Below are 18,891 nucleotides of genomic sequence, written 5' to 3'. Positions count from 1 at the left end.
TGGGTCGCCTGTAGCAGGAATTATTAAAGAGAGATTTAAATGTTTACTATCAACGCAGAAGTACGTAAAGAGCAGGGTAAGGGTGCGAGCCGCCGCCTGCGCGCCGCTAACAAGTTCCCGGCAATCATCTACGGCGGTTCTGAAGCCCCGGTTGCTATCGAACTGGACCACGACCAGGTGATGAACATGCAAGCTAAAGCTGAATTCTACAGCGAAGTTCTGACCCTCGTGGTTGACGGTAAAGAAGTAAAAGTTAAAGCTCAGGCTGTACAGCGTCACGCTTACAAACCGAAGCTGACTCACATCGACTTCGTTCGCGCGTAATCGCCTGGAAGTTGAAGAAAAACCCCGCCCCGGCGGGGTTTTTTTATGCGTTTAATTGAATTTGACGACATGCAGAGCAACGAGAACCCACTTTGCTTTTCTGCTTTCTTACACCTCGCCACATTCAATTAGCGCCTCCCCTAATCGAGGATCTGTAGTTTCCGACGCGGTATTCATACCTTTAAGCCGATTGAATAATGCCCGTTGACGAACGCTGGCACTTTCCGGTTTCCATGGCAGAATTCGTATTGGTATCGTTTGCCCGTCATTCAACGCATCAAATACCTTTTCATTGGTCAGTAAGTCGCCGCAGCTCCATGTCTTGCTATCAAACTGAAAATCAAATAAGACATGGAGTTCCAGTTCATCTACACGCACTTGACGCTTTGCATTATCGATGCGTATTTCCACCTTCTCTTTATGCGTCAAAGTTGCATCAAGATTGAGTCCATACCGTTTCAACTGCCCCTTGTCGTAATAGTAACGTATGCTGGACCAGGTTGATTTAAAAGCAAATCCAGTAATGAATAAACCACTTAACAAGAACAGCGGGCATATGAACAAGCTCAGTAACCAGTTGGTGCCATAAGTATAAAACAGTACCAACGAGAGAACGGTGAACACCATGCCGAGCATCAACATCATCAAAAATGCGACAATGTGCGCATACAAAACCTGCCGAAATAAACTGAAATTAACAGGCGGCCTCTGACGTATTCCTTTACTCACTACGGCGTCCTTTTATGTCGTATGCCTTTATTTCCCGCCCGACGTGCGTCGCTGCAACTGATCGCGCAAATTCGGCGGCGTCCCTTTGATAGTCAGGGTATCGGTCGCCGGGTCCCAGAAAATCCGCTCGCCCAGTAGCATCGCATCAAAGTTAATCGTTAACCCGCCGCCGCTGCCGGCATATTTGGTTAACTGGCGTAGCGTACTGCGATCTGCCGGGAAGCTCTCTTCCAGCTCATAGCCTTTTTCGGCGGTAAATTCGCTGAAGCTGACTTCACTGACGCCGGAAAGCTCTTTAGACAGCGATTCCAGCTCAATCTCTTCCCCGGCTTGTAACTGCTCGTTGCAGTAGCTGTACACCTGCTGACGCACGTTCTGACGTTCTGCTTTATCCAACTGCGCTTCTGCGGTGAAATCATCCACTGCCTGCAACAGGCCGCGATTCTGCGCTTTGGCGTTCAACCCTTCGCTGGCGCCGAGGAAATCCATAAAGAAGTCAGCGACCTTGCGCCCTACCCGACCTTTCAGGAACGTCAGGTAGCGGGTCGATTGCGGATTAGTTTCCCACTCGGTAAGATCGATACGCGCCACGATATCCGCATGGTTGATATCAAGATAATGCGTCGGGTTAATGTCCAGATTTTCATTGACCCGCATACTGCTCAGGTTGTTCAGTACCGTAACCAGCAGATACTCCACCGCCAGGTAACGATAATGGCAGAACAATACAATGCCGCCGTCCGCAAAGGGATATTTCGCCAGTTCGTCACGCAGGCGTCCGGTCGCCGCCCGGCTAAAGGCAAGAAAATCTTCTTCCCCCTGACGTTGCAACCGCAGCGCTTGCGCCAGTTCACTCTCTTCATTAAACAGGCCATACGCCTTATTCTTGGCGCTATAGACCCGATGCAGTTCAGCCACCATCTCGACAACGGTGGTTGTCGGCTCCAGCAATGAATCGCGCAAGACCAGCTCAAGATTTTGCTCATCGCGCTTGATAAGCTGGTGCAGGGCAATCTGGTTGATATCCAGACTCATGATAAACTCTCCTTTAAGACCGGGCGGTATTCAACCACCGCCTGCCGGAAGACGCAAGCAATCGCCCTGTCATTTCAGGCGTTATCCGTAACGCGAATGATTTAGGGGATAAAAATGCAGAAAAAAAACTGTTGCTACGGTAATATGTTGCCCTTTCATGAACAAACAGATTTTGATTTATGCCACAACTCTCCCGCTATAGTGATGAACATGTTGAACAACTGCTGAGCGAACTGCTCAGTGTACTGGAAAAACATAAGGCGCCGACCGATCTTTCCCTGATGGTACTGGGAAATATGGTCACCAACCTTATCAACACCAGCGTGGCGCCGGCTCAACGCCAGGCGATTGCGAACTCTTTTGCCCGCGCCTTGCAGTCTTCGATTAGCGAAGACAACGCGCACTAAAAAGCCGACTCCGGAGAAACAAGCGACAGGTATGGTAACTCATCGTCAGCGCTACCGTGAAAAAGTCTCCCAGATGGTTAGCTGGGGGCACTGGTTCGCTCTGTTCAATATACTGTTGGCTACGTTGCTCGGCAGCCGTTACCTGTTTGTCGCCGACTGGCCGACAACGCTTGCGGGTCGCATATACTCCTACCTGAGCATTGTCGGGCACTTTAGCTTTCTGGTGTTCGCCACCTATTTGCTTATTCTTTTTCCGCTCACGTTTATCGTGATGTCCCAGCGGCTGATGCGGTTTTTATCAGCCATTCTGGCGACCGCGGGTATGACGTTGTTGCTTATCGACAGCGAAGTCTTTACCCGTTTTCACCTGCATCTTAACCCCATTGTCTGGGAACTGGTCATCAACCCTGACCAGAACGAAATGGCGCGCGACTGGCAGCTTATGTTTATTAGCGTGCCAGTTATCTTATTGATTGAGATGCTATTTGCGACATGGAGTTGGCAAAAGCTGCGCAGTCTCACGCGCCGCCGCCATTTCGCAAGGCCGCTTGCGGCATTCTTTTTCGTCTCCTTTATCGCATCGCATCTTATCTACATCTGGGCAGACGCTAATTTTTACCGGCCGATTACCATGCAGCGGGCAAACCTGCCGCTCTCTTATCCGATGACGGCGCGACGTTTTCTTGAAAAACACGGTCTGCTGGATGCGCAGGAATATCAGCGCCGTCTGGTAGAGCAAGGCAATCCGGAAGCGGTCTCCGTTCAGTACCCGCTCAGCAATTTGCACTATCGCGATATGGGCACCGGTCAGAATGTGCTGCTCATTACCGTAGACGGCCTGAACTATTCTCGCTTTGAGAAGCAGATGCCGGAGCTGGCTACATTTGCCGAGCAAAACATCGACTTCACCCGTCATATGAGTTCAGGGAATACCACTGATAACGGTATTTTCGGCCTGTTCTATGGCATATCGCCAGGCTATATGGATGGCGTGTTATCCACCAGAACGCCTGCGGCGCTCATTACCGCGTTGAATCAGCAAGGCTACCAACTGGGACTGTTTTCTTCGGATGGCTTCGCCAGCCCGCTTTATCGTCAGGCATTACTGTCCGATTTCTCGATGCCGGCAGCGCAAACGCAGTCTGATGCGCAAACGGCCAGCCAGTGGATAGACTGGCTTGGGCGCTACGCACAGGAAGATAACCGCTGGTTCTCATGGATATCGTTTAACGGTACTAACATTGATGACAGTAACCAGAAAAATTTTGTTAAGCGTTACGCCAGTGCCGCCAGCGACGTGGATGCGCAAATCAATCGGGTTCTGAACGCGCTGCGAGAGGCCGGTAAATTCGACAATACTGTCGTGATCATTACCGCAGGACGCGGCATACCGTTGACGCCGGAAGAAAATCGCTTCGACTGGTCGCAAGGTCATCTGCAAGTACCGCTGGTGATCCACTGGCCGGGGACGCCTGCGCAGCGTATTAATGTGCTTACCGATCATACCGATGTGATGACCACGTTGATGCAACGCCTGTTACATGTCAGCACGCCAGCGAACGAATATTCACAGGGCCAGGACATCTTTACCGTTCCACGTCGTCATAACTGGGTAACGGCGGCAGACGGCAGTACGCTGGCAATCACGACGCCGCAAATGACCCTGGTGCTCAATAATAACGGTCATTATCAGACCTATGACTTACACGGCGAGAAGATCAAAGATCAGAAGCCGCAGCTCAGTCTGCTGCTGCAAGTGCTAACAGAAGAGAAACGTTTTATCGCTAACTGATTAATTATAAATCAGTTAGCACCGTTTCCCCTTGCATTCGCGTTGGAAAGAGGTAGTATTAGCACCCACAAGTCGGCACGTAGCGCAGCCTGGTAGCGCACCGTCATGGGGTGTCGGGGGTCGGAGGTTCAAATCCTCTCGTGCCGACCAAAATTCCTCGAAGAACCAGCCTGTTACGGCTGGTTTTTTTATGCCTGTTTTCTGAACGGGGAAGCAACGGGGAATAATCGGGGAAAAACCCCGACACAAAACATCGACTTTACCGTAAAGTTTCAACTATTCACATCACCGGGCAGTCATCAAACTCCGCGTTCCTGGCATCATTAATGATGTACGTGATAACTCCAAATATTGCGTGTGAAGAATTGTAGCCATCACCATCTTCTGGCAGCGCTTCCTTTCTCCCGTTCTCCAGATTTATCAGGTGGGGCTGAGGGTGAGTTCGGTATCGCTTGATCCTGAATTCCCCATCTATCGCGCATATCAGCAGCGAGCCATCACAGGCTGAAAGCGACGCGTCCACAACAAGTAGCGCCCCCTGGATTATCCCTTCCCTGAAATGTGAACGCGATGCCCGCATGAAATAAGTCGCTGCGGGCTGGCTGATTAGCTGCTGATCGAGGGAGATCCTTGTTTCAACGTAATCACTGGCAGGTGAAGGGAAGCCCATGGCTATAGTCCTCCGTTTGGATTGAACAGCTGAAAGGTACGTCTCCCCTTCCTGCGTTGATACATCGCGGAATGTTGTCACATACCACTCGATCCATTCGTTAGCCTGCTTCATCGTCCAGTTCCAGTTAACCTTGCTCAGTTGCTGGACAAACCGCTGTGTGGTGACGGTCTTCCGGCCATTAGGTTCCTGCTGTATCGAAGCATACCAGGCTATTTCAATATTGATGGTTTGCCCGGAGCAAAAGATATCATTCTGGGAGAATTGACTAAGAGGGTTCACCGGATCTTCCCCGATGCTGATGTTCGGGTTAAACCGATGATGACACTACCGGCGATCAATACTGACGCCAGCAAGCATGAGAAGGAACAGATAAGCCGTACTGTTCAGGAAATGTTTGAAGAGGCTGAATTCTGGTTAGTGAGCGAGTAAAGTTTTTCAATATCCGCCATAGTTACGTTTTGATCGCGCTGTGGCGGATTTTCATTTTCGTAAACGTTCCCTTTTCCCATTCTCAAAATTTACAGGGTGCGATTGCGAATGTGTCCGGTACCGCTTAATCCTGAACTCCTCTCCATCTATGCAAACCAGCAATGAGTCGTCGCGTGGCGAAACGGACGTATCAATAACCAGCAAGATGCGCTGGTCAGTGACCTTCTTTGATGTAGTTGATGTAGTTGATGTAACAGGTCAATTTTAGGTGACGACTTTTATAAAAAAGTCTATCATCCATTATCTTAATTTCGTCTTGTGTGGCACCTTGGAATTATAGGTAAAAAATGATCTACAAGAAATTCAGACTCGATATAAATGGGCTAAGAGCTTTTGCATTGATAAGTGTTGTGCTGTATCACTTCGGTGTACCTTATGTGTCAGGTGGCTTTATAGGTGTAGATGTTTTCTTTGTAATTTCTGGTTTTCTTATGACTGGAATTGTCCTTGAACGCGTAGACCACAAAGGAGTACTTGATTTTTATATTGCAAGATTCCTAAGAATTGTACCAGCTCTGGTATTTGCAATTCTCTTGTTGATGATTTTCGGTTTATTTACACTAAGTACAAATGAATACGAAGCACTTAGCAAGAACGCAATATCGTCTTTACTTTTTTATTCAAATAATTATTACGCAATTCACTCTAGTTATTTCGACTCATCATCAGAGTTCAACTTTTTGCTTCACACCTGGTCACTATCAGTTGAGTGGCAATTTTATATTTTATATCCTTTATTAGTCATTATAGTTAAAAAATTACGGTTTCCTGTTGGACTCTCATTATCTGTAATTTTAGCCATGTCACTTGCAATTACACTTATGCGAGTGACTGGAACCAAAGAAGATATTTTCTATCTTATCCCTACCAGGGCATGGGAAATGCTGGCTGGCGGCCTTGTATACATAGCATCTGTACGTTACAAAATGCCAGAATGGATAAAGCATTGTGAGGTTTATGGGATAGTCCTCATTGTTGTTGCTGTTGTTATACTGCACAGTAATGGTTACTGGCCAAGCTATTCAGCACTCGCTCCCGTGCTGGGTGCTTCGATGGTTATTCTGGCTAACAAACAGAACTCTTTATTCACATCAAACAGAATTGCACAGTGGGTGGGTAAGATTTCTTACTCAGTTTATTTATGGCACTGGCCTGTAATTGTAGCGATGAAACATTATGATATTGAGTTCAGCGCTATAAATATTTTCTTTGGTGTAATTGTGTCTTTTGCGCTTGGGGATATTTCATACAGAACAATTGAAAACACGCTCAGGAAACGAGTTAAGCTACAATTTAATATTGTATTATTTTCCTCTACTCTGGCTCTATGCTTGTTTGTCATGTTCACAAAAGGTGTTAGTTTTAGATTTTCAGACACCCTAAAGCAAGTCGTTGAGTATCGTATGGACAACTCTCCCTGGAGGCCTGATATTTGCTTCCTCAATCCAGATCAAGATTATTCAGCATTCTCAAAATGTCAGGATAAAATGACTGAAAAGTCTTTTGTTGTATGGGGTGACTCGCATGCCGCACATCTTATGCCAGGGCTGAAATCGGTATTTGGAAATTCACTTAACATTACGCAGAGAACTGCAAGCTTGTGCCCACCAATCATTGGGCTTCAAAAAGATGACAGGCCGTATTGCAAAGACATCAATGATATGGTAGCCAAGGAAATTTCAGACAACAAGCCTACTACGGTATTAATGTCCGCGTTGTGGCCTGTCTATCCTATGCGTGATTATCTGCCTGAGACTATTAAATTCCTGAAGGATAACAAAGTAAAAAACATCATCATTGTTGGCCCGTTCCCGGTTTGGAAGAAAACGATGATTGATACTATTGAGGATATGGGGATTAATTCCGGAAGGACCGTTCCATGGAGCATGACGGATGAAACCCGTAATCTGAGAGATAATGACAAATATCTTAGAGAGCTGGCGAAAGAGCATTCCCTTACTTATATTTCACCACTTGAGACTATGTGTACAGAAAGTTATTGCAAAGCAATAATAGGGAATAGAATTGCTTACCCTATACAATATGACAATGCGCACCTAACACCAGAAGGCTCAGGGTGGTTTATTGAGGAAGTGAAAAAGCAGATTTCAAAATAAACAGAGGGGCTTGCCCCTCTTTTTATTTTATAAAACTACAACAATAATGCAAATTATTTTATGTGTATAGCTTTTCTGATGGGGCATGCTATATTTTGTGCAACCGATGTATCAACCGCTTTCAGCGCATCGAGATAATCCAGCCACAGATTGTACTGCGCCAGTTCGTCGCCCGTCAGGCGCCCGAGCGCCGCTTTGCCCGGCCACCGCCTGCTGTTCATGTGCTCGTTGGCCTGATCGATTCCCTTCTTCTTTTCCTGATTTGCGGCAGAAATTAAATCATCTTGCGTTGGAGGTGGAATACAAACCCAGGCAATACGTCCATTTGATGAACCGAGATACATTCCCTTTGGTGGAGTTTTCATATAATACTTATCAACTTCTTCATCGGTCAGAGCATAAAAATCATTCGACCACAACCCACTGGCCTTATAAGCTGGAATGTTCTCCTCTGAAAAATATGTGTTTGATGTCGAGGAAAAACATATTATGCTCATGTCAATACCCCATGTAAATTACAGATATGGAATTATCGCCACCGGATGGATTAAATATACGAATAGCACCGTTGTTCTCAATCAAATATGTTGGGGATATCGTAATATCACCTTGTGCATCCTGAGGGGTAAGCGTGGCAGCCTTGAATACATAAGGAAATGTTGTTGGTAATGGAAAAACATACCCTGAAGGGCTATTCCCGGGAACAAAGCAATTTAAAGCCTGAAAGATTGCGCCACCGGGCAGAGAGGTATAGATCCCGGCAGGGTTGTCCCTGAGAACAAATGAAGAAATGTCCGGGTTCTGATTCGCGCCGTTGCCCACGTCCCGTTGTGCGGCCGATTTCAATTGAACGTTTCGAGCACATGATTTTTATCTATTTATTCAGATATTCCGGCCAGTTAATATCAGGTGCAACATCTAGCGCCAGTCGGCGCAGCTTTGTTCGGTATTCACGTAGCGCAGTGAGTTCGGACAATTCAGCAGCCGTTATATCGCCATCGTCCTGAGCTTCTACAAGCTGATTGATTTTTGCTGTGACCGACGTCATACGCCTGTCGCGCTCTGCCGTAGCTAAAGCAACATAATCAATCTGAACAGGGGCAATAACGCCGTTGCTGTAGGTAAAATTCCCAGGCTGAAAACCATCGGGAATATCAGTATCAGCGAATTCCACAACAGAGCAATTCAGCGGAAATAGCTTAGTCGCATCTTTATCCGCAGCAATAATCAGCCCTGTTTTGTCATACTGGATTTTCAGCGTATCGGGCTGGAATAACTTCTGTAACACATACCAGTCAACACCTGATTCATCCTGGATAAACTGAATACTGCAATTCTCTGATAATTTCTGCTGAACAAGGGTTAATTCCGTTGTTTTAGTGAAATTTTTAAAATGCCTCATTTTTATGCTCCCACCGTATACCACTGGCCATTCACTTTAAGCTGTAACAGGCGTCGTTGGATCCTGTCTGGTGTATCGTTCGAGTCTCCATTCTCAACACCTGTAATGACGTAACCTAACTGGTCTGCAAATCCGGGCGAACGATATAAGTTTCCATGCTCAACGGCACCGAATCGAATTGACTGAACATACCCACTCAGCATGTCAGTTGTAGCAAGGAATACACCAGACCCATCATCATGAAGCATAAATGGCTTTGTTTTGTCGTTCTGGTACACACCAACCATGGTGATGTACTGACGCGCTGGCTTAGAAGCCACAAACGCGCTCAGCCAGCCCGGTCCGCTACCACCGCCCCATATATCACCGTATACATCGCCATTTTTGTTGAATATCGCACTTCCAGCCTGCAAGTTTTCAGCAGCTGCGATAACACCGAGTCGGGTGCTGATATATGCCCGGATAGCCAGGTCTTCTGAGTTCTGAAATCCGATACCATTCCATGACTTAATGTTCAGATTGTTACCATTAAAACCTGCACCATCAACGTCACCTTTAGCCATCCCACCAGTGCCATCCCCAACCGTAACCAGGGTATCGCCACGCATATTTGGTGCAGAAATACCCCCCGTAAAGGCGCCCCCCTCCAGCATCGCCACTTGACGCCATGAGGTAATACCCGTTCCTGTTCCGTGACCAAACAATACGTTATTGCCACTGACTGCAAGAACATCCACAACAGTGGTCGGACTTACCACCTCGCTAAGGGTAATAATTTGCCAGAAACTTACCTGGTCTGGCGCGTCGGGGGCCTGATGCGCACGCATAAACTGACAGCCTGTAGCCGCACGCGCGCCGATTGATGTTCGGTCAATTGCGTCACTGACAAACGTTCCCGCGAGGAATCGCCCGTCACCTTTAAAAAGAACGTCTACTAAACCAACGTATTCGATAAGACCGTCAACACTTTTTCCTGACAGCGCCGTCAGGGTTTCGTCCAGCGGCTGCTTGCCCGCCAGTTTATTCAGTACCGTGGTGGCAAAGTTCGGATCATTTCCCAACGCGTCAGCCAGTTCCTGCAGGGTGTCCAGTGGCTCCAGTACGGAACCAACCAGCGCGGCAATCAGTTTGCGGAAAAACTCCGCGTTTGTTGTCTGAAGCCCTTTAGCATCGCCTGGCGGCGTCGGTGTGGTCGGCGTTCCAGTGAATGCCGGGCTGTCCAGCGGCGCTTTGGTCCGTACCTCACCCATAACGGTTTTTACCGCCTTTGGTGTGGCCGCCAGCGCTTCGCTGTCACTGTCCGTGGCACTGCTTAATTTAACGATACCTTTTTTCGTCAGGCTTGCATCTTCCAGGGAAATCACGTCTGCGATATCCTCGGCCCGTTTCGCGGCCTCTTCGGCTCTGGTTGCCGATTCTCCGGCTGCAGCTCTGCTTTGCGCTGCCAGTGATGCGCTGGTATCAGATGCGGCGGCGTGGGTGGATGCCTACGATGCTGATGACGAGGCGGCTGCCGCCGTTCTGGCTGTGTCAGCCGACGCCGCGCTGGCTGATGCCTCCCCGGCTTTTGTGGTCGCCGTACCTGCGCTGCTCTCCGCAGATGCTGCGGATGAAGCTGCCGACCAAAATTCCCCTTGAAAACCAGCCTGTCAGGGCTGGTTTTTTTATGCCTACAATTAAAAAGTTAGCTGATGCCAGAGACGTTATTTTGCATGAACTGATTTTGCATGAACTGATTGGACATCTTTCCTGTGCAGTGGTCACAGTAAAGTCAATGCAGGCAACTAACGTAAACCATGTTTGTACTAAAACAGAAAAAGCGCATCTACACCCTATACTGGAAAAAATGTTTGCAGTGGCAGGTAAATGAGTAAGCAATCTGTCGCAGCAATAATAAAACGTTCTGGTAAGGTAAACGGCCTACCACGCCTTTGTCGCTAACAATTAGCCTCCCTGTCGCCATAGGGTCGATAACGATCGGCTATTCACAACACGTTTTGTAGACAACATACGGTGATTAATTACTCCTTCAGCCAGCAACTCGCGAATTGTTATTCAACTTCAGAAATTATAACTAATTGAAGCACCTACAAAATTATGCCCTGAATTTTTATCCGTAAGTGATCCATTCGAGAAATGCCGGATATAAGCTTCTGTAGAAAAAGCCCCAAAGTTCCAGCCAAGAAACGCTTTTTCTCCAAAGGTAAATGCAGAATTGACACGCATATCATCTCGCGACTTAGATTTTATATAAGCCCCCAGACCAATACCGGTATAGATACCAGCGAAATGAACCAGCGCCACATCCTTCGAGATACCCAATACGCCCTGGTTATATTTATTGCAGGGAACGCTGCCAGAATGTTTACTGCAATCATCGCTACCCTTAGCCTTAAATCCTCCTAACTCCAGATTATTTCTTGCCTGTAAAAAGAAAAAATCGCTGGGTTCACTGTATGTCAGAAAAGCCGTATATAAGTGCTCAACCCCTCCTCTTCTTATACTTTCTCCCGCAGCAAAAGAGATCTGATGCTTGTTGCCCTTGCCAAAAAAAACATTATCATTAGCAGAACATGCGAATGCACAAGGTAATAATAGATATATAAATATTCTCTTCATATACACTCCACCACCATTTCAATGTCAATAGTTATTTTTAACCGGCTAACATATTTAAAATTTTCTACGCCACGCTTACGCTCACAGAAACGGCTGATATAGCATCCACACTACGTTCTCCCCTTGAGTCGCCCCAACGGGTGCTCAAAACGCCGCGAGTGTTGTTCAGGCACATCCAGGATAAGTTATAAGTGAATGACACTCATTTCTGACCACATTTTCATTTATGATAAGAATATCGTCAGAATCTCTTTATCGCATAAAAATACCTCTGCTATTGACTTAATATTTAATTTAACAGATGTCGCGGTTTATTCGTTCTGCTCAGATGTATATCATTGACATTAATAAAACCATAAATAAATTCAGTTAAAATAATTTGTTAATAATGACAAGCTTTAGACGCTATGACTTTTAATAAGGAATTTCCTGCCAGTAAAGATAGTCTGGACTTACGGGTGCAAGGGCGCAGCAACATATGCCACACTTCTGTTATGTCACATTGTCCGAAAAAAGCGTCCAGACCAGTATTCAACTTCAGGGAGTATTCTGTTTTCTCTCACAACGGGTTGTTTTATCCTTTCTATCGTTCAGCTAATTACTCGCCTGTCACAGGTTTTACTACTTACCCATGCACTAATTAGGGTAAAATTTACGCGCTTGACAATGTGGCAAATCTGGACGATTTCCGCGCTGAAAACAATAATCATTCTAATAAAACTCAGGAGATACAGCATGCCTGAAGTAACACCTTTTCAGGTGCTTATTGTGGACGACCATCCACTTATGCGGCGAGGTATTCGTCAATTACTGGAACTGGACCCGGCTTTTCATGTCGTTGCCGAAGCGGGTGACGGGGCGAGTGCGATCGATCTGGCGAATCGCATTGAGCCCGATCTGATCCTGCTGGATCTGAATATGAAAGGTCTGAGCGGGTTAGATACCCTGAACGCGCTACGCCGGGATGGTGTGACGGCGCAAATTATTATTCTTACCGTCTCGGATTCCGCCAGCGACATCTACGCGCTGATCGACGCCGGCGCCGACGGTTATCTGCTCAAAGATAGCGATCCGGAAGTGCTGCTGGAGGCCATTCGCAAAGGCGCTAACGGCGGTAAAGTCTTTAGCGATCGGGTCAATGAATATCTGCGTGAGCGCGAACGGTTTGGCGCGCAGGAAGATCCCTTTAGTATCCTGACCGAACGAGAGTTAGATGTCTTGCATGAGCTGGCGCAGGGACTTTCTAACAAACAGATTGCGTCAGTACTGAATATTTCTGAGCAGACGGTTAAGGTGCACATTCGTAATCTACTTCGCAAGCTAAACGTGCGCTCACGCGTCGCGGCGACCATTCTATTTTTACAAACACGCGGAATGCAGTAACAAGCCAGGCCCGGTGGCGCCGCGCCACCGGGCCGTCAGGGTCTTATTTCTCCTGCGCCAGCCGGATACTGCGCTCTATCACCGCCCGCCGGGCGTCACCCGCCGGCAGCAGCTTCAGCATCATCTCCCAGGCCGCCACCGCCTCGCCAAAGCGCTGCTGCTCAAAGGCGCTGAACGCATACAGGCTTAACACCCGGATATCCGTGTGGTCGCGGCTCACCAGCTGACGCAGCAGCTCCCCGCCGCGGCGGTTATCCTCCGGGTCGGACGAGCGCGTCAGCGCCTCCGCGTAGCCCAGCGCCGCATCGCGGTTTTCCGGGTCCAGCCGGTACGCGTTCGCATAGGCCCCGGTGGCGGTACCGGCATTACCCAGTACCATACCGGTGCGCCCCAGCATGAGCCAGCCCTCAACATTGCCGGCATCATTCTGCAGGCGGGTACGCAGCCCCAGCGCCAGCCGCGCCATCTCCTCCTCATTCAGCGGCTGCGCCGCCGGGTCCAGCGCCCGCGCCAGCAGTCCCGGCGTCTGCGCCGTTGCCTGCTGCCAGGCCCTCACCTGCGGATAGCTGCCGGTCTGTGAGTAACTGATGGCGGCCACGACCAGCGCCATAACCACGCCCGGAAGATACACCCCCACCCCTGCGCGTGGTCCCGCCGCCGGAATGGCGTCAGCCAGGACGTCCTGTCTGATACGCACCCGCCGGCGCGTGCGGGCGACGATTATCCACCCGCCCGCCACGATGGTGGCCAGCGGCAGCACCCACAGCAGCACCGTCAGCGGGGTCAGCGGCGGGTCGTAGGTGACAAAGTTGCCGTAGCGCGCCACCATGTAATCGATGATTTCCTGGCGGCTTTTCCCCTCCTGCATCAGGTCATACACCCTGCGGCGCATGTCGGTGGCTATCATCGCGTTCGAGTCCGCAATGCTGTTGTTCTGGCATTTCGGGCAGCGCAGCTGCTCCGTGAGCTGGCGGAACTGCTGCTCCTGCGCTTCATCTTTAAACGGCATCACGTCGGTGGTTGCCCGCGCTGACCCGGAGATAACCAGCACCAGCATCAGCATCACCATGCCCGGTAACAGTCTCATTGCGCCGCCTCCCGGCTGTATCTGTCCCACAGCGGTTTCAGTTCACTTTCCCATACCCGGGCATTCAAATCGCCCGCATGGCGGTAGCGGATAATCCCCCTGCCGTCGATGAGGAAGGTTTCCGGCGCGCCGTACACGCCCAGGTCCAGCCCCAGCATCCCGTCGCTGTCCGATAAACTCAGCGCATACGGGTTGCCCAGTTCCTTTAACCAGGCCACCGCCTTCGCCCGGTCGTCCTTATAGTTCAGCCCGACCACCCGGATACCCTGCGCAGAAAGCTGGTTCAGGTACTGATGCTCGGCGCGGCAGGTCGGGCACCAGGTGGCCCAGACGTTAAGCAGCACCGGTTTCCCCTGCGTCAGCACCTCCGCCTGGTAGTACTGACCCGGCGTCTCCAGCGATTCCAGGCGGAACGCCGGCACCGGCTTCCCGGTCAGTGCCGATTCGAGATTCGTCGGGTCATCCCCCTGCGCGTTGCGCGCCAGCTGCCACAGCAGCGCCGCGGCAATCAGCAGAAAAATCAGCAGCGGTAATAACAGTACGTTGCGTTTCATCCGGCCTCCGGCAATGGTTTACGGCGGCGGTAGCGCGGGTCCGCCAGGCACAGCAGCCCGCCCAGCGCCATCAGCAGTCCCCCGGCCCATATCCAGCGGACAAACGGTTTGTAGTACAGGCGCACGGCCCACGCGCCGTTGTCCAGCTCCTCCCCGAGCGCGGCGTACAGGTCGCGGGTCAGCCCGCCGTCAATCGCCGCCTCGGTCATCACCATCCGGCTGGTGTTGTAGAGCCGTTTCTCCGCGTGCAGCACCGCCTCCGGCTCGCCGTGGCGCGTCACCCCGATGAGGGCCACCCCGCCGCGGTAGTTGGGCCCGGTGATGTCCCGCACCTCCCGGAAGGTGAAGCGGTAGTCGTGAATGGTCACGCTGTCGCCCGCCCGCATCCGCACGTCACGCTCCACGCTGTAATTCTGGCTGAAGGCGATGCCGGTAATCGTCACCGCCAGCCCGAGGTGCGCCGCCACCATTCCCCAGTAGCTGAGAGAGGTTTTCGTGCCGCGGGACACGCGCTGTACGGCTTCGGCCACCGCCAGCACCGCAATCCAGCAGGCCATCGCCATCCCCACCGCCGTCATGGCGATGATTTTATCTTCCAGCAGCCATGGCAAAAGTACCGACAGCACCAGGGTAGTGACAGCGGCAGCCCACAGCAGTTTCCTGATGTTACGCGGCCGGTCCCGGCCCCAGCGCACCAGCGGCCCCACCCCCAGCAGCAGGGCAAAGGGGACCATCAGCCAGGTGAACATGGTGTTAAAGAACGGCTCCCCCACCGAAATGCTGCCCAGCCCCAGCTGTTTGTGCACCAGCGGCAGCAGGGTGCCCAGCAGCACCACCAGCATGGCGGCCATCAGCAGGACGTTATTGCCGAGCAGCAGCGACTCGCGCGACCACAGCGTGTTGTTCACCCGCGAACGCACCCTGTGCCCGCGCACGGCGAACAGCAGCAGCGAGCCGCCGGTGACCAGCACCATAAAGGCGAGGATAAACATCCCGCGCGCCGGGTCGGAGGCGAAGGCGTGCACCGACACCAGCACCCCGGAGCGCACCAGGAAGGTGCCCAGCAGGCACAGCGAGAAGGCGCAGATGGACAGCAGCAGCGTCCACGCCTTAAAGCCGGCGCGCTGTTCCGTGACCGCCAGCGAGTGCAGCAGGGCGGTGCCCGCCAGCCACGGCATAAAGGAGGCGTTCTCCACCGGGTCCCAGAACCACCAGCCGCCCCAGCCCAGCTCGTAGTAGGCCCACGCCGAGCCGAGCACGATGCCCAGCGTCAGGAACACCCACGCCGCCAGCGTCCACGGGCGGGCAAAACGGGTGAACGCGCTGTCCAGACGCCCGCTCAGCAGCGCGGCGATGGCGAAGGCGAAGGCCACCGAGAAGCCGACATAGCCCATGTACAGCAGCGGCGGGTGGAAAATCAGCCCCGGGTCCTGCAGCAGCGGGTTCAGGTCGCGCCCCTCCACCGGAAAGGCCGGCAGCGTGCGGGCGAACGGGCCGGAGGTGAACAGGATGAACGCCAGAAAACCGGCGCAGACCATCCCCATCACCGCCAGCACCCGGGCGACGATATCCGCCGGCACCTGCCGGCTGAACACCGCCACCGCCAGGGTCCAGCCGCTCATCAGCAGCACCCACAGCAGCAGCGAGCCCTCGTGCGCCCCCCAGGTGGCGGCCACCCGGTACCACACCGGCAGCTGCGTGTTCGAGTTGCCGGCGACATAGGCCACGGTGAAGTCGTTAACCACAAAGGCGTGCACCAGCACGAAAAACGCGCCCGCCACGCAGATAAACAGCAGCCAGGCGAACACCCCGGCCGACGCCATCATCCGCGCGTCGCCGCGCGCCACGCCCCACAGCGGGTAAACGGACAGCAGCAGCGCCACGCCGAGCGCCAGGCACAGCAGCGCGTGGCCGTATTCAGGCATCATGATGAGGTGTCCTTATCAGCGCGTTGCGGGCGGCGGTGGTTTTCCTGCATCGCCTTTTCCACTTCCGGCGGGGTGTAGTTCTCGTCATGTTTGGCCAGCACCTCGTGCGCCAGGACGTGGTTGCCCTTCTCCAGGGTGCCCTGCACCACCACCCCCTGCCCCTCGCGGAACAGGTCCGGCAGTATCCCCTCATAGCTCACCGTCACCGACCCTTCGGCGTCGTAGAGGCTGAAGTTCACCTTCAGCGAGTCCGGGTCGCGCCTGACGCTGCCGGGCATCACCATCCCGCCGACACGCAGGCGCTGGCCCACCGCCGGCAGCTGCTGCGTCTCGCGCTTGCCGTAGAGGATTTCGCCGGGGGTATAGAACAGGTCGATATTCGCGCGCAGCGCGTACAGGACCAGGGCGGTGGTCAGCGCCAGGCCCGCCAGCACCGCGCAGACCACCCATAGCCGGTTTTTACGTCGCAGGTTCACGCGGCCTCCTGTTGCGCCTGTGCGGCACGCATCCGCGCCTCGCGCGCCCGCTGCTGCGCCACGCCGCGCAGAATGGCCCGGCGCTGCAGCACCGTGTGCAGCGCCAGCAGCGCCAGCGGCGCCACGGTCATCGCTACCGCCAGCCAGACAAAAAAGGCGTACCCGCCCATGGCGAAAAAATCGCTCCACGATGAAAATGCCGGACTCACCGGTGCCCCCTTTTCAGTATCAGTTCGCTCACCCACGGGCGGCGTTTTTCCATCAGTAAAATCAGGTTGCGCATCCGCATCAGCGAAAGCGTCATAAAGAGCAGCAGGAAGCCGGCGATGGCCCAGCGCAGCGGCGAGCGCATCGCCGGGTCGATGCTCTGCTGCATCCGCGTCGAGCCCTGGTGCAGGGTGTTCCACCACTCGACGGAATAGTGGATAACCGGCAGGTTCACCACGCCGACCAGCACCAGAATGCCCGCCGCGCGCCCGGCCATTTTACGGTCGTCAAAGGCGTGCCACAGGGCGATGACCCCGGCGTAGAGAAACAGCAGCACCAGCTCCGAGGTCAGGCGCGCGTCCCACACCCACCAGGTGCCCCACATCGGTTTGCCCCACGCCGCGCCGGTGACCAGCGCGATGAAGGTGTACACCGCCCCCACCGGCGCCATCGCCGCGACGGCAAGGCTGGCCATTTTCATCTGCCAGACCAGCCCGGTGAACGCCGCCACCGCCATCGCCGCATAGATACCCATCGACCAGATGGCCGCCGGGACATGCAGGTACATAATGCGGTAGCTCTCCCCCTGCTGGTAGTCCGCCGGGGCGAAACCAAAGCCCCGGACCCAGCCGGTGGCCAGCGCGATGATGCCGGCTGCCGCCAGCCACGGCACGAGCCTGCCGCAAATCTGATACAGCCGGGGCGGCGCCGCCAGCTGATGAAGGGTTTTCCACATAGTCGTCACCTGACCTCCTGAAACCAGTAAAATGTCCGTCGTGCCGGGGCGCTACTGCGTACTGATGCGCAGCGCCGCCGCGGTGGCGAACGGGCTTAACGTCGCGCTGCCCGCCAGCAGCGCCCCCAGCACCGCCAGATAGCCGTCAGCGGGTAAATGCATCGATGCCGCGTCCATCGCCGCGGTGGCGAAAATCAGCACCGGGACACTCAGCGGCAGCACCAGAATGCCCAGCAGGACGCCGCCGCGCCGCAGGCCGGCCGTCAGCGCGACGCCCGGCGCGGCGAGAAACCCCAGCGCCGGCGTGCCGAGCAGCAGCGTCAGCGCCATGATTTTCCAGCCGTACACGTCCATCCCCAGCAGCAGCGCCACCAGCGGGGAGAGCATCATCAGCGGCAGGCCGGTCACCGCCCAGTGCGCCAGCACCTTCGCCAGCACCACCGCCGGCAGCGGCACCGGCAGCAGCATCAGCTGCTCCAGGCTGCCGTCCTGCAGGTCGTCGCGAAACAGCCGCTCCAGCGCCAGCAGCGAGGCCAGCAGCGCCGCCACCTGGATGATGCCCGGCGCGATACGCGCCAGCAGCTGCGGCTGCGGCCCGACGCTTAACGGAAACAGGGTGATGACCATCAGGAAGAACCACAGCGGGCCGGCGATGTCCGCGCCGTGGCGGAACGCCACGCGCAGCTCGAGACAGAAGACACGCCACATCACAGCCCGGCCCCCCCGCCGGTCAGCACCAGGCGGCGGACGGTGTCCGCGGCCCCCGGCAGCGGCTGGTGGGTGGTGAGGATGACCATCCCGCCCTGCGCCGTGTGCGCCGCCATCCGCCGGGTGAGGCGCGCCACGCCGTTAACGTCAATGGCGGTGAACGGTTCGTCGAGCACCCACAGCGCGGCGCGGGTCAGCCACAGGCGGGCCAGCGCCTGTCTCTTA

At 53.4% G+C, this 18,891-nt stretch carries 23 protein-coding genes, 1 tRNA gene and 1 pseudogene; 9 read left to right on the top strand and 16 right to left on the bottom strand.

Annotated features, from left to right (window positions below; translation table 11 throughout):
- Positions 1–39: 39 nt before the first annotated feature.
- Positions 40–324, top strand: coding sequence for a 50S ribosomal protein L25 (rplY, locus tag ACLJNW_RS00125; protein ID WP_000494193.1), 285 nt, complete (start codon positions 40–42; stop codon positions 322–324).
- 108 nt (positions 325–432) lie between these two features.
- Here the strand turns inward: rplY and ACLJNW_RS00120 are convergent, their stop codons facing one another.
- Entirely contained in the window at positions 433–1,053 is a 621-nt protein-coding gene (locus ACLJNW_RS00120; protein ID WP_000033442.1) for a hypothetical protein, read from the bottom strand.
- A 27-nt stretch (positions 1,054–1,080) separates the two neighbouring features.
- Positions 1,081–2,088, bottom strand: coding sequence for a nucleoid-associated protein YejK (yejK, locus tag ACLJNW_RS00115; RefSeq protein WP_000050806.1), 1,008 nt, complete (start codon positions 2,086–2,088; stop codon positions 1,081–1,083).
- A 179-nt stretch (positions 2,089–2,267) separates the two neighbouring features.
- Here yejK and ACLJNW_RS00110 point away from each other — a divergent pair, with 179 nt between their 5' ends.
- From ACLJNW_RS00110 to ACLJNW_RS00100, 3 genes are all read left to right on the top strand, one after another.
- On the top strand, positions 2,268–2,495 hold the full coding sequence (locus tag ACLJNW_RS00110) for a YejL family protein (protein WP_001135904.1): 228 nt from the start codon (positions 2,268–2,270) through the stop codon (positions 2,493–2,495).
- A gap of 31 nt (positions 2,496–2,526) precedes the next feature.
- Positions 2,527–4,287: an LPS biosynthesis-modulating metalloenzyme YejM gene (gene yejM / locus ACLJNW_RS00105; RefSeq protein ID WP_000256150.1), complete on the top strand. Its 1,761-nt coding sequence runs from the start codon at positions 2,527–2,529 to the stop codon at positions 4,285–4,287.
- A 73-nt stretch (positions 4,288–4,360) separates the two neighbouring features.
- Positions 4,361–4,437 (top strand) — tRNA-Pro (locus ACLJNW_RS00100).
- Positions 4,438–4,567: 130 nt separating this feature from the next.
- Here the strand turns inward: ACLJNW_RS00100 and ACLJNW_RS00095 are convergent.
- Positions 4,568–5,071 carry a S24 family peptidase gene (locus ACLJNW_RS00095; RefSeq protein WP_000806401.1) on the bottom strand — a complete coding sequence of 168 codons (504 nt, stop codon included), beginning with the start codon at positions 5,069–5,071 and terminating at the stop codon, positions 4,568–4,570.
- Between the two features lie 27 nt (positions 5,072–5,098).
- On the opposite strand from ACLJNW_RS00095, the gene ACLJNW_RS00090 reads away from it, so the two are divergent.
- Positions 5,099–5,389, top strand: a complete 291-nt coding sequence (locus ACLJNW_RS00090; protein WP_000884778.1) for a DinI family protein — start codon at positions 5,099–5,101, stop codon at positions 5,387–5,389.
- A 347-nt stretch (positions 5,390–5,736) separates the two neighbouring features.
- Positions 5,737–7,566, top strand: coding sequence for an acyltransferase family protein (locus ACLJNW_RS00085; RefSeq protein ID WP_000639473.1), 1,830 nt, complete (start codon positions 5,737–5,739; stop codon positions 7,564–7,566).
- A 53-nt stretch (positions 7,567–7,619) separates the two neighbouring features.
- Here ACLJNW_RS00085 and ACLJNW_RS00080 read toward each other — a convergent pair whose 3' ends face one another.
- From ACLJNW_RS00080 to ACLJNW_RS00065, 4 genes and pseudogenes are all read right to left on the bottom strand, one after another.
- Complete coding sequence (locus tag ACLJNW_RS00080) at positions 7,620–8,063, bottom strand: tail fiber assembly protein (RefSeq protein ID WP_024154554.1); 444 nt, start codon at positions 8,061–8,063, stop codon at positions 7,620–7,622.
- Position 8,064: 1 nt separating this feature from the next.
- Positions 8,065–8,388 carry a hypothetical protein gene (locus ACLJNW_RS00075; RefSeq protein WP_125572651.1) on the bottom strand — a complete coding sequence of 108 codons (324 nt, stop codon included), beginning with the start codon at positions 8,386–8,388 and terminating at the stop codon, positions 8,065–8,067.
- 52 nt (positions 8,389–8,440) lie between these two features.
- Positions 8,441–8,968: a tail fiber assembly protein gene (locus ACLJNW_RS00070; RefSeq protein WP_001215679.1), complete on the bottom strand. Its 528-nt coding sequence runs from the start codon at positions 8,966–8,968 to the stop codon at positions 8,441–8,443.
- A 2-nt stretch (positions 8,969–8,970) separates the two neighbouring features.
- Positions 8,971–10,488, bottom strand: a pseudogene (locus ACLJNW_RS00065) (tail fiber protein); the annotation flags it as partial.
- Between ACLJNW_RS00065 and ACLJNW_RS00060 the strand changes: the two are divergent.
- Together ACLJNW_RS00060 and ACLJNW_RS00055 are read left to right on the top strand one after the other, a co-directional pair.
- Entirely contained in the window at positions 10,448–10,606 is a 159-nt protein-coding gene (locus ACLJNW_RS00060) for a hypothetical protein (RefSeq protein WP_001749124.1), read from the top strand. The pseudogene ACLJNW_RS00065 and the gene ACLJNW_RS00060 sit on opposite strands and share 41 nt — an antisense overlap.
- Before the next feature lie 28 nt (positions 10,607–10,634).
- Positions 10,635–10,838, top strand: a complete 204-nt coding sequence (locus tag ACLJNW_RS00055; protein ID WP_001653202.1) for a virulence protein MsgA — start codon at positions 10,635–10,637, stop codon at positions 10,836–10,838.
- 191 nt (positions 10,839–11,029) lie between these two features.
- On the opposite strand, the gene pagL is transcribed toward ACLJNW_RS00055, so the two are convergent.
- Positions 11,030–11,593: a lipid A 3-O-deacylase PagL gene (gene pagL / locus ACLJNW_RS00050; protein WP_000281877.1), complete on the bottom strand. Its 564-nt coding sequence runs from the start codon at positions 11,591–11,593 to the stop codon at positions 11,030–11,032.
- 729 nt (positions 11,594–12,322) lie between these two features.
- Between pagL and narP the strand changes: the two genes are divergently transcribed.
- A complete protein-coding gene (gene narP, locus ACLJNW_RS00045) occupies positions 12,323–12,970 on the top strand; it encodes a nitrate/nitrite response regulator protein NarP (protein ID WP_001115498.1) in 648 nt (215 codons plus the stop codon).
- A 43-nt stretch (positions 12,971–13,013) separates the two neighbouring features.
- Here the strand turns inward: narP and ACLJNW_RS00040 are convergent, their stop codons facing one another.
- From ACLJNW_RS00040 to ACLJNW_RS00005, 8 genes are all read right to left on the bottom strand, one after another.
- Positions 13,014–14,057, bottom strand: coding sequence for a cytochrome c-type biogenesis protein CcmH (locus ACLJNW_RS00040; protein ID WP_130576507.1), 1,044 nt, complete (start codon positions 14,055–14,057; stop codon positions 13,014–13,016).
- Positions 14,054–14,611 carry a thiol:disulfide interchange protein DsbE gene (gene dsbE / locus ACLJNW_RS00035; protein ID WP_000828296.1) on the bottom strand — a complete coding sequence of 186 codons (558 nt, stop codon included), beginning with the start codon at positions 14,609–14,611 and terminating at the stop codon, positions 14,054–14,056. Before dsbE ends, ACLJNW_RS00040 begins: the two co-directional genes overlap by 4 nt.
- On the bottom strand, positions 14,608–16,539 hold the full coding sequence (locus tag ACLJNW_RS00030; RefSeq protein ID WP_024154791.1) for a heme lyase CcmF/NrfE family subunit: 1,932 nt from the start codon (positions 16,537–16,539) through the stop codon (positions 14,608–14,610). Before ACLJNW_RS00030 ends, dsbE begins: the two co-directional genes overlap by 4 nt.
- A complete protein-coding gene (gene ccmE, locus ACLJNW_RS00025) occupies positions 16,536–17,015 on the bottom strand; it encodes a cytochrome c maturation protein CcmE (RefSeq protein ID WP_001053607.1) in 480 nt (159 codons plus the stop codon). Before ccmE ends, ACLJNW_RS00030 begins: the two co-directional genes overlap by 4 nt.
- On the bottom strand, positions 17,012–17,224 hold the full coding sequence (gene ccmD, locus ACLJNW_RS00020; protein ID WP_000074110.1) for a heme exporter protein CcmD: 213 nt from the start codon (positions 17,222–17,224) through the stop codon (positions 17,012–17,014). Before ccmD ends, ccmE begins: the two co-directional genes overlap by 4 nt.
- The gene (locus tag ACLJNW_RS00015; protein WP_000266003.1) at positions 17,221–17,958 is read right to left on the bottom strand and encodes a heme ABC transporter permease; all 738 of its coding nucleotides are present in this window, start codon (positions 17,956–17,958) and stop codon (positions 17,221–17,223) included. Before ACLJNW_RS00015 ends, ccmD begins: the two co-directional genes overlap by 4 nt.
- A gap of 51 nt (positions 17,959–18,009) precedes the next feature.
- Positions 18,010–18,669: a heme exporter protein CcmB gene (gene ccmB, locus ACLJNW_RS00010; protein WP_000990037.1), complete on the bottom strand. Its 660-nt coding sequence runs from the start codon at positions 18,667–18,669 to the stop codon at positions 18,010–18,012.
- On the bottom strand, positions 18,666–18,891 hold a 226-nt coding region (locus ACLJNW_RS00005), incomplete at its 5' end, for a hypothetical protein (protein WP_410961053.1). The genes ACLJNW_RS00005 and ccmB, both read right to left, overlap by 4 nt.

Origin of the sequence: Salmonella sp. SAL4457 (genome assembly GCF_046548235.1) — a bacterium.
GTDB classification, from domain to species: Bacteria; Pseudomonadota; Gammaproteobacteria; order Enterobacterales; family Enterobacteriaceae; genus Salmonella; species Salmonella enterica.
The sequence above is the reverse complement of the archived record's forward strand: the minus strand, read 5'-3'. Positions and strand labels throughout refer to the sequence as shown.

Excerpts from the sequence above, each read along its gene's own strand:
- rplY (WP_000494193.1), top strand. The coding sequence starts at position 40 with ATGTTTACTATCAACGCAGAAGTACGTAAAGAGCAGGGTAAGGGTGCG.
- yejK (WP_000050806.1), bottom strand. The coding sequence starts at position 2,088 with ATGAGTCTGGATATCAACCAGATTGCCCTGCACCAGCTTATCAAGCGC.
- ACLJNW_RS00110 (WP_001135904.1), top strand. The coding sequence starts at position 2,268 with ATGCCACAACTCTCCCGCTATAGTGATGAACATGTTGAACAACTGCTG.
- yejM (WP_000256150.1), top strand. The coding sequence starts at position 2,527 with ATGGTAACTCATCGTCAGCGCTACCGTGAAAAAGTCTCCCAGATGGTT.
- ACLJNW_RS00095 (WP_000806401.1), bottom strand. The coding sequence starts at position 5,071 with ATGAAGCAGGCTAACGAATGGATCGAGTGGTATGTGACAACATTCCGC.
- ACLJNW_RS00085 (WP_000639473.1), top strand. The coding sequence starts at position 5,737 with ATGATCTACAAGAAATTCAGACTCGATATAAATGGGCTAAGAGCTTTT.
- ACLJNW_RS00080 (WP_024154554.1), bottom strand. The coding sequence starts at position 8,063 with ATGAGCATAATATGTTTTTCCTCGACATCAAACACATATTTTTCAGAG.
- ACLJNW_RS00070 (WP_001215679.1), bottom strand. The coding sequence starts at position 8,968 with ATGAGGCATTTTAAAAATTTCACTAAAACAACGGAATTAACCCTTGTT.
- ACLJNW_RS00055 (WP_001653202.1), top strand. The coding sequence starts at position 10,635 with ATGCCTACAATTAAAAAGTTAGCTGATGCCAGAGACGTTATTTTGCAT.
- narP (WP_001115498.1), top strand. The coding sequence starts at position 12,323 with ATGCCTGAAGTAACACCTTTTCAGGTGCTTATTGTGGACGACCATCCA.
- ACLJNW_RS00040 (WP_130576507.1), bottom strand. The coding sequence starts at position 14,057 with ATGAGACTGTTACCGGGCATGGTGATGCTGATGCTGGTGCTGGTTATC.
- dsbE (WP_000828296.1), bottom strand. The coding sequence starts at position 14,611 with ATGAAACGCAACGTACTGTTATTACCGCTGCTGATTTTTCTGCTGATT.
- ACLJNW_RS00030 (WP_024154791.1), bottom strand. The coding sequence starts at position 16,539 with ATGATGCCTGAATACGGCCACGCGCTGCTGTGCCTGGCGCTCGGCGTG.
- ACLJNW_RS00015 (WP_000266003.1), bottom strand. The coding sequence starts at position 17,958 with ATGTGGAAAACCCTTCATCAGCTGGCGGCGCCGCCCCGGCTGTATCAG.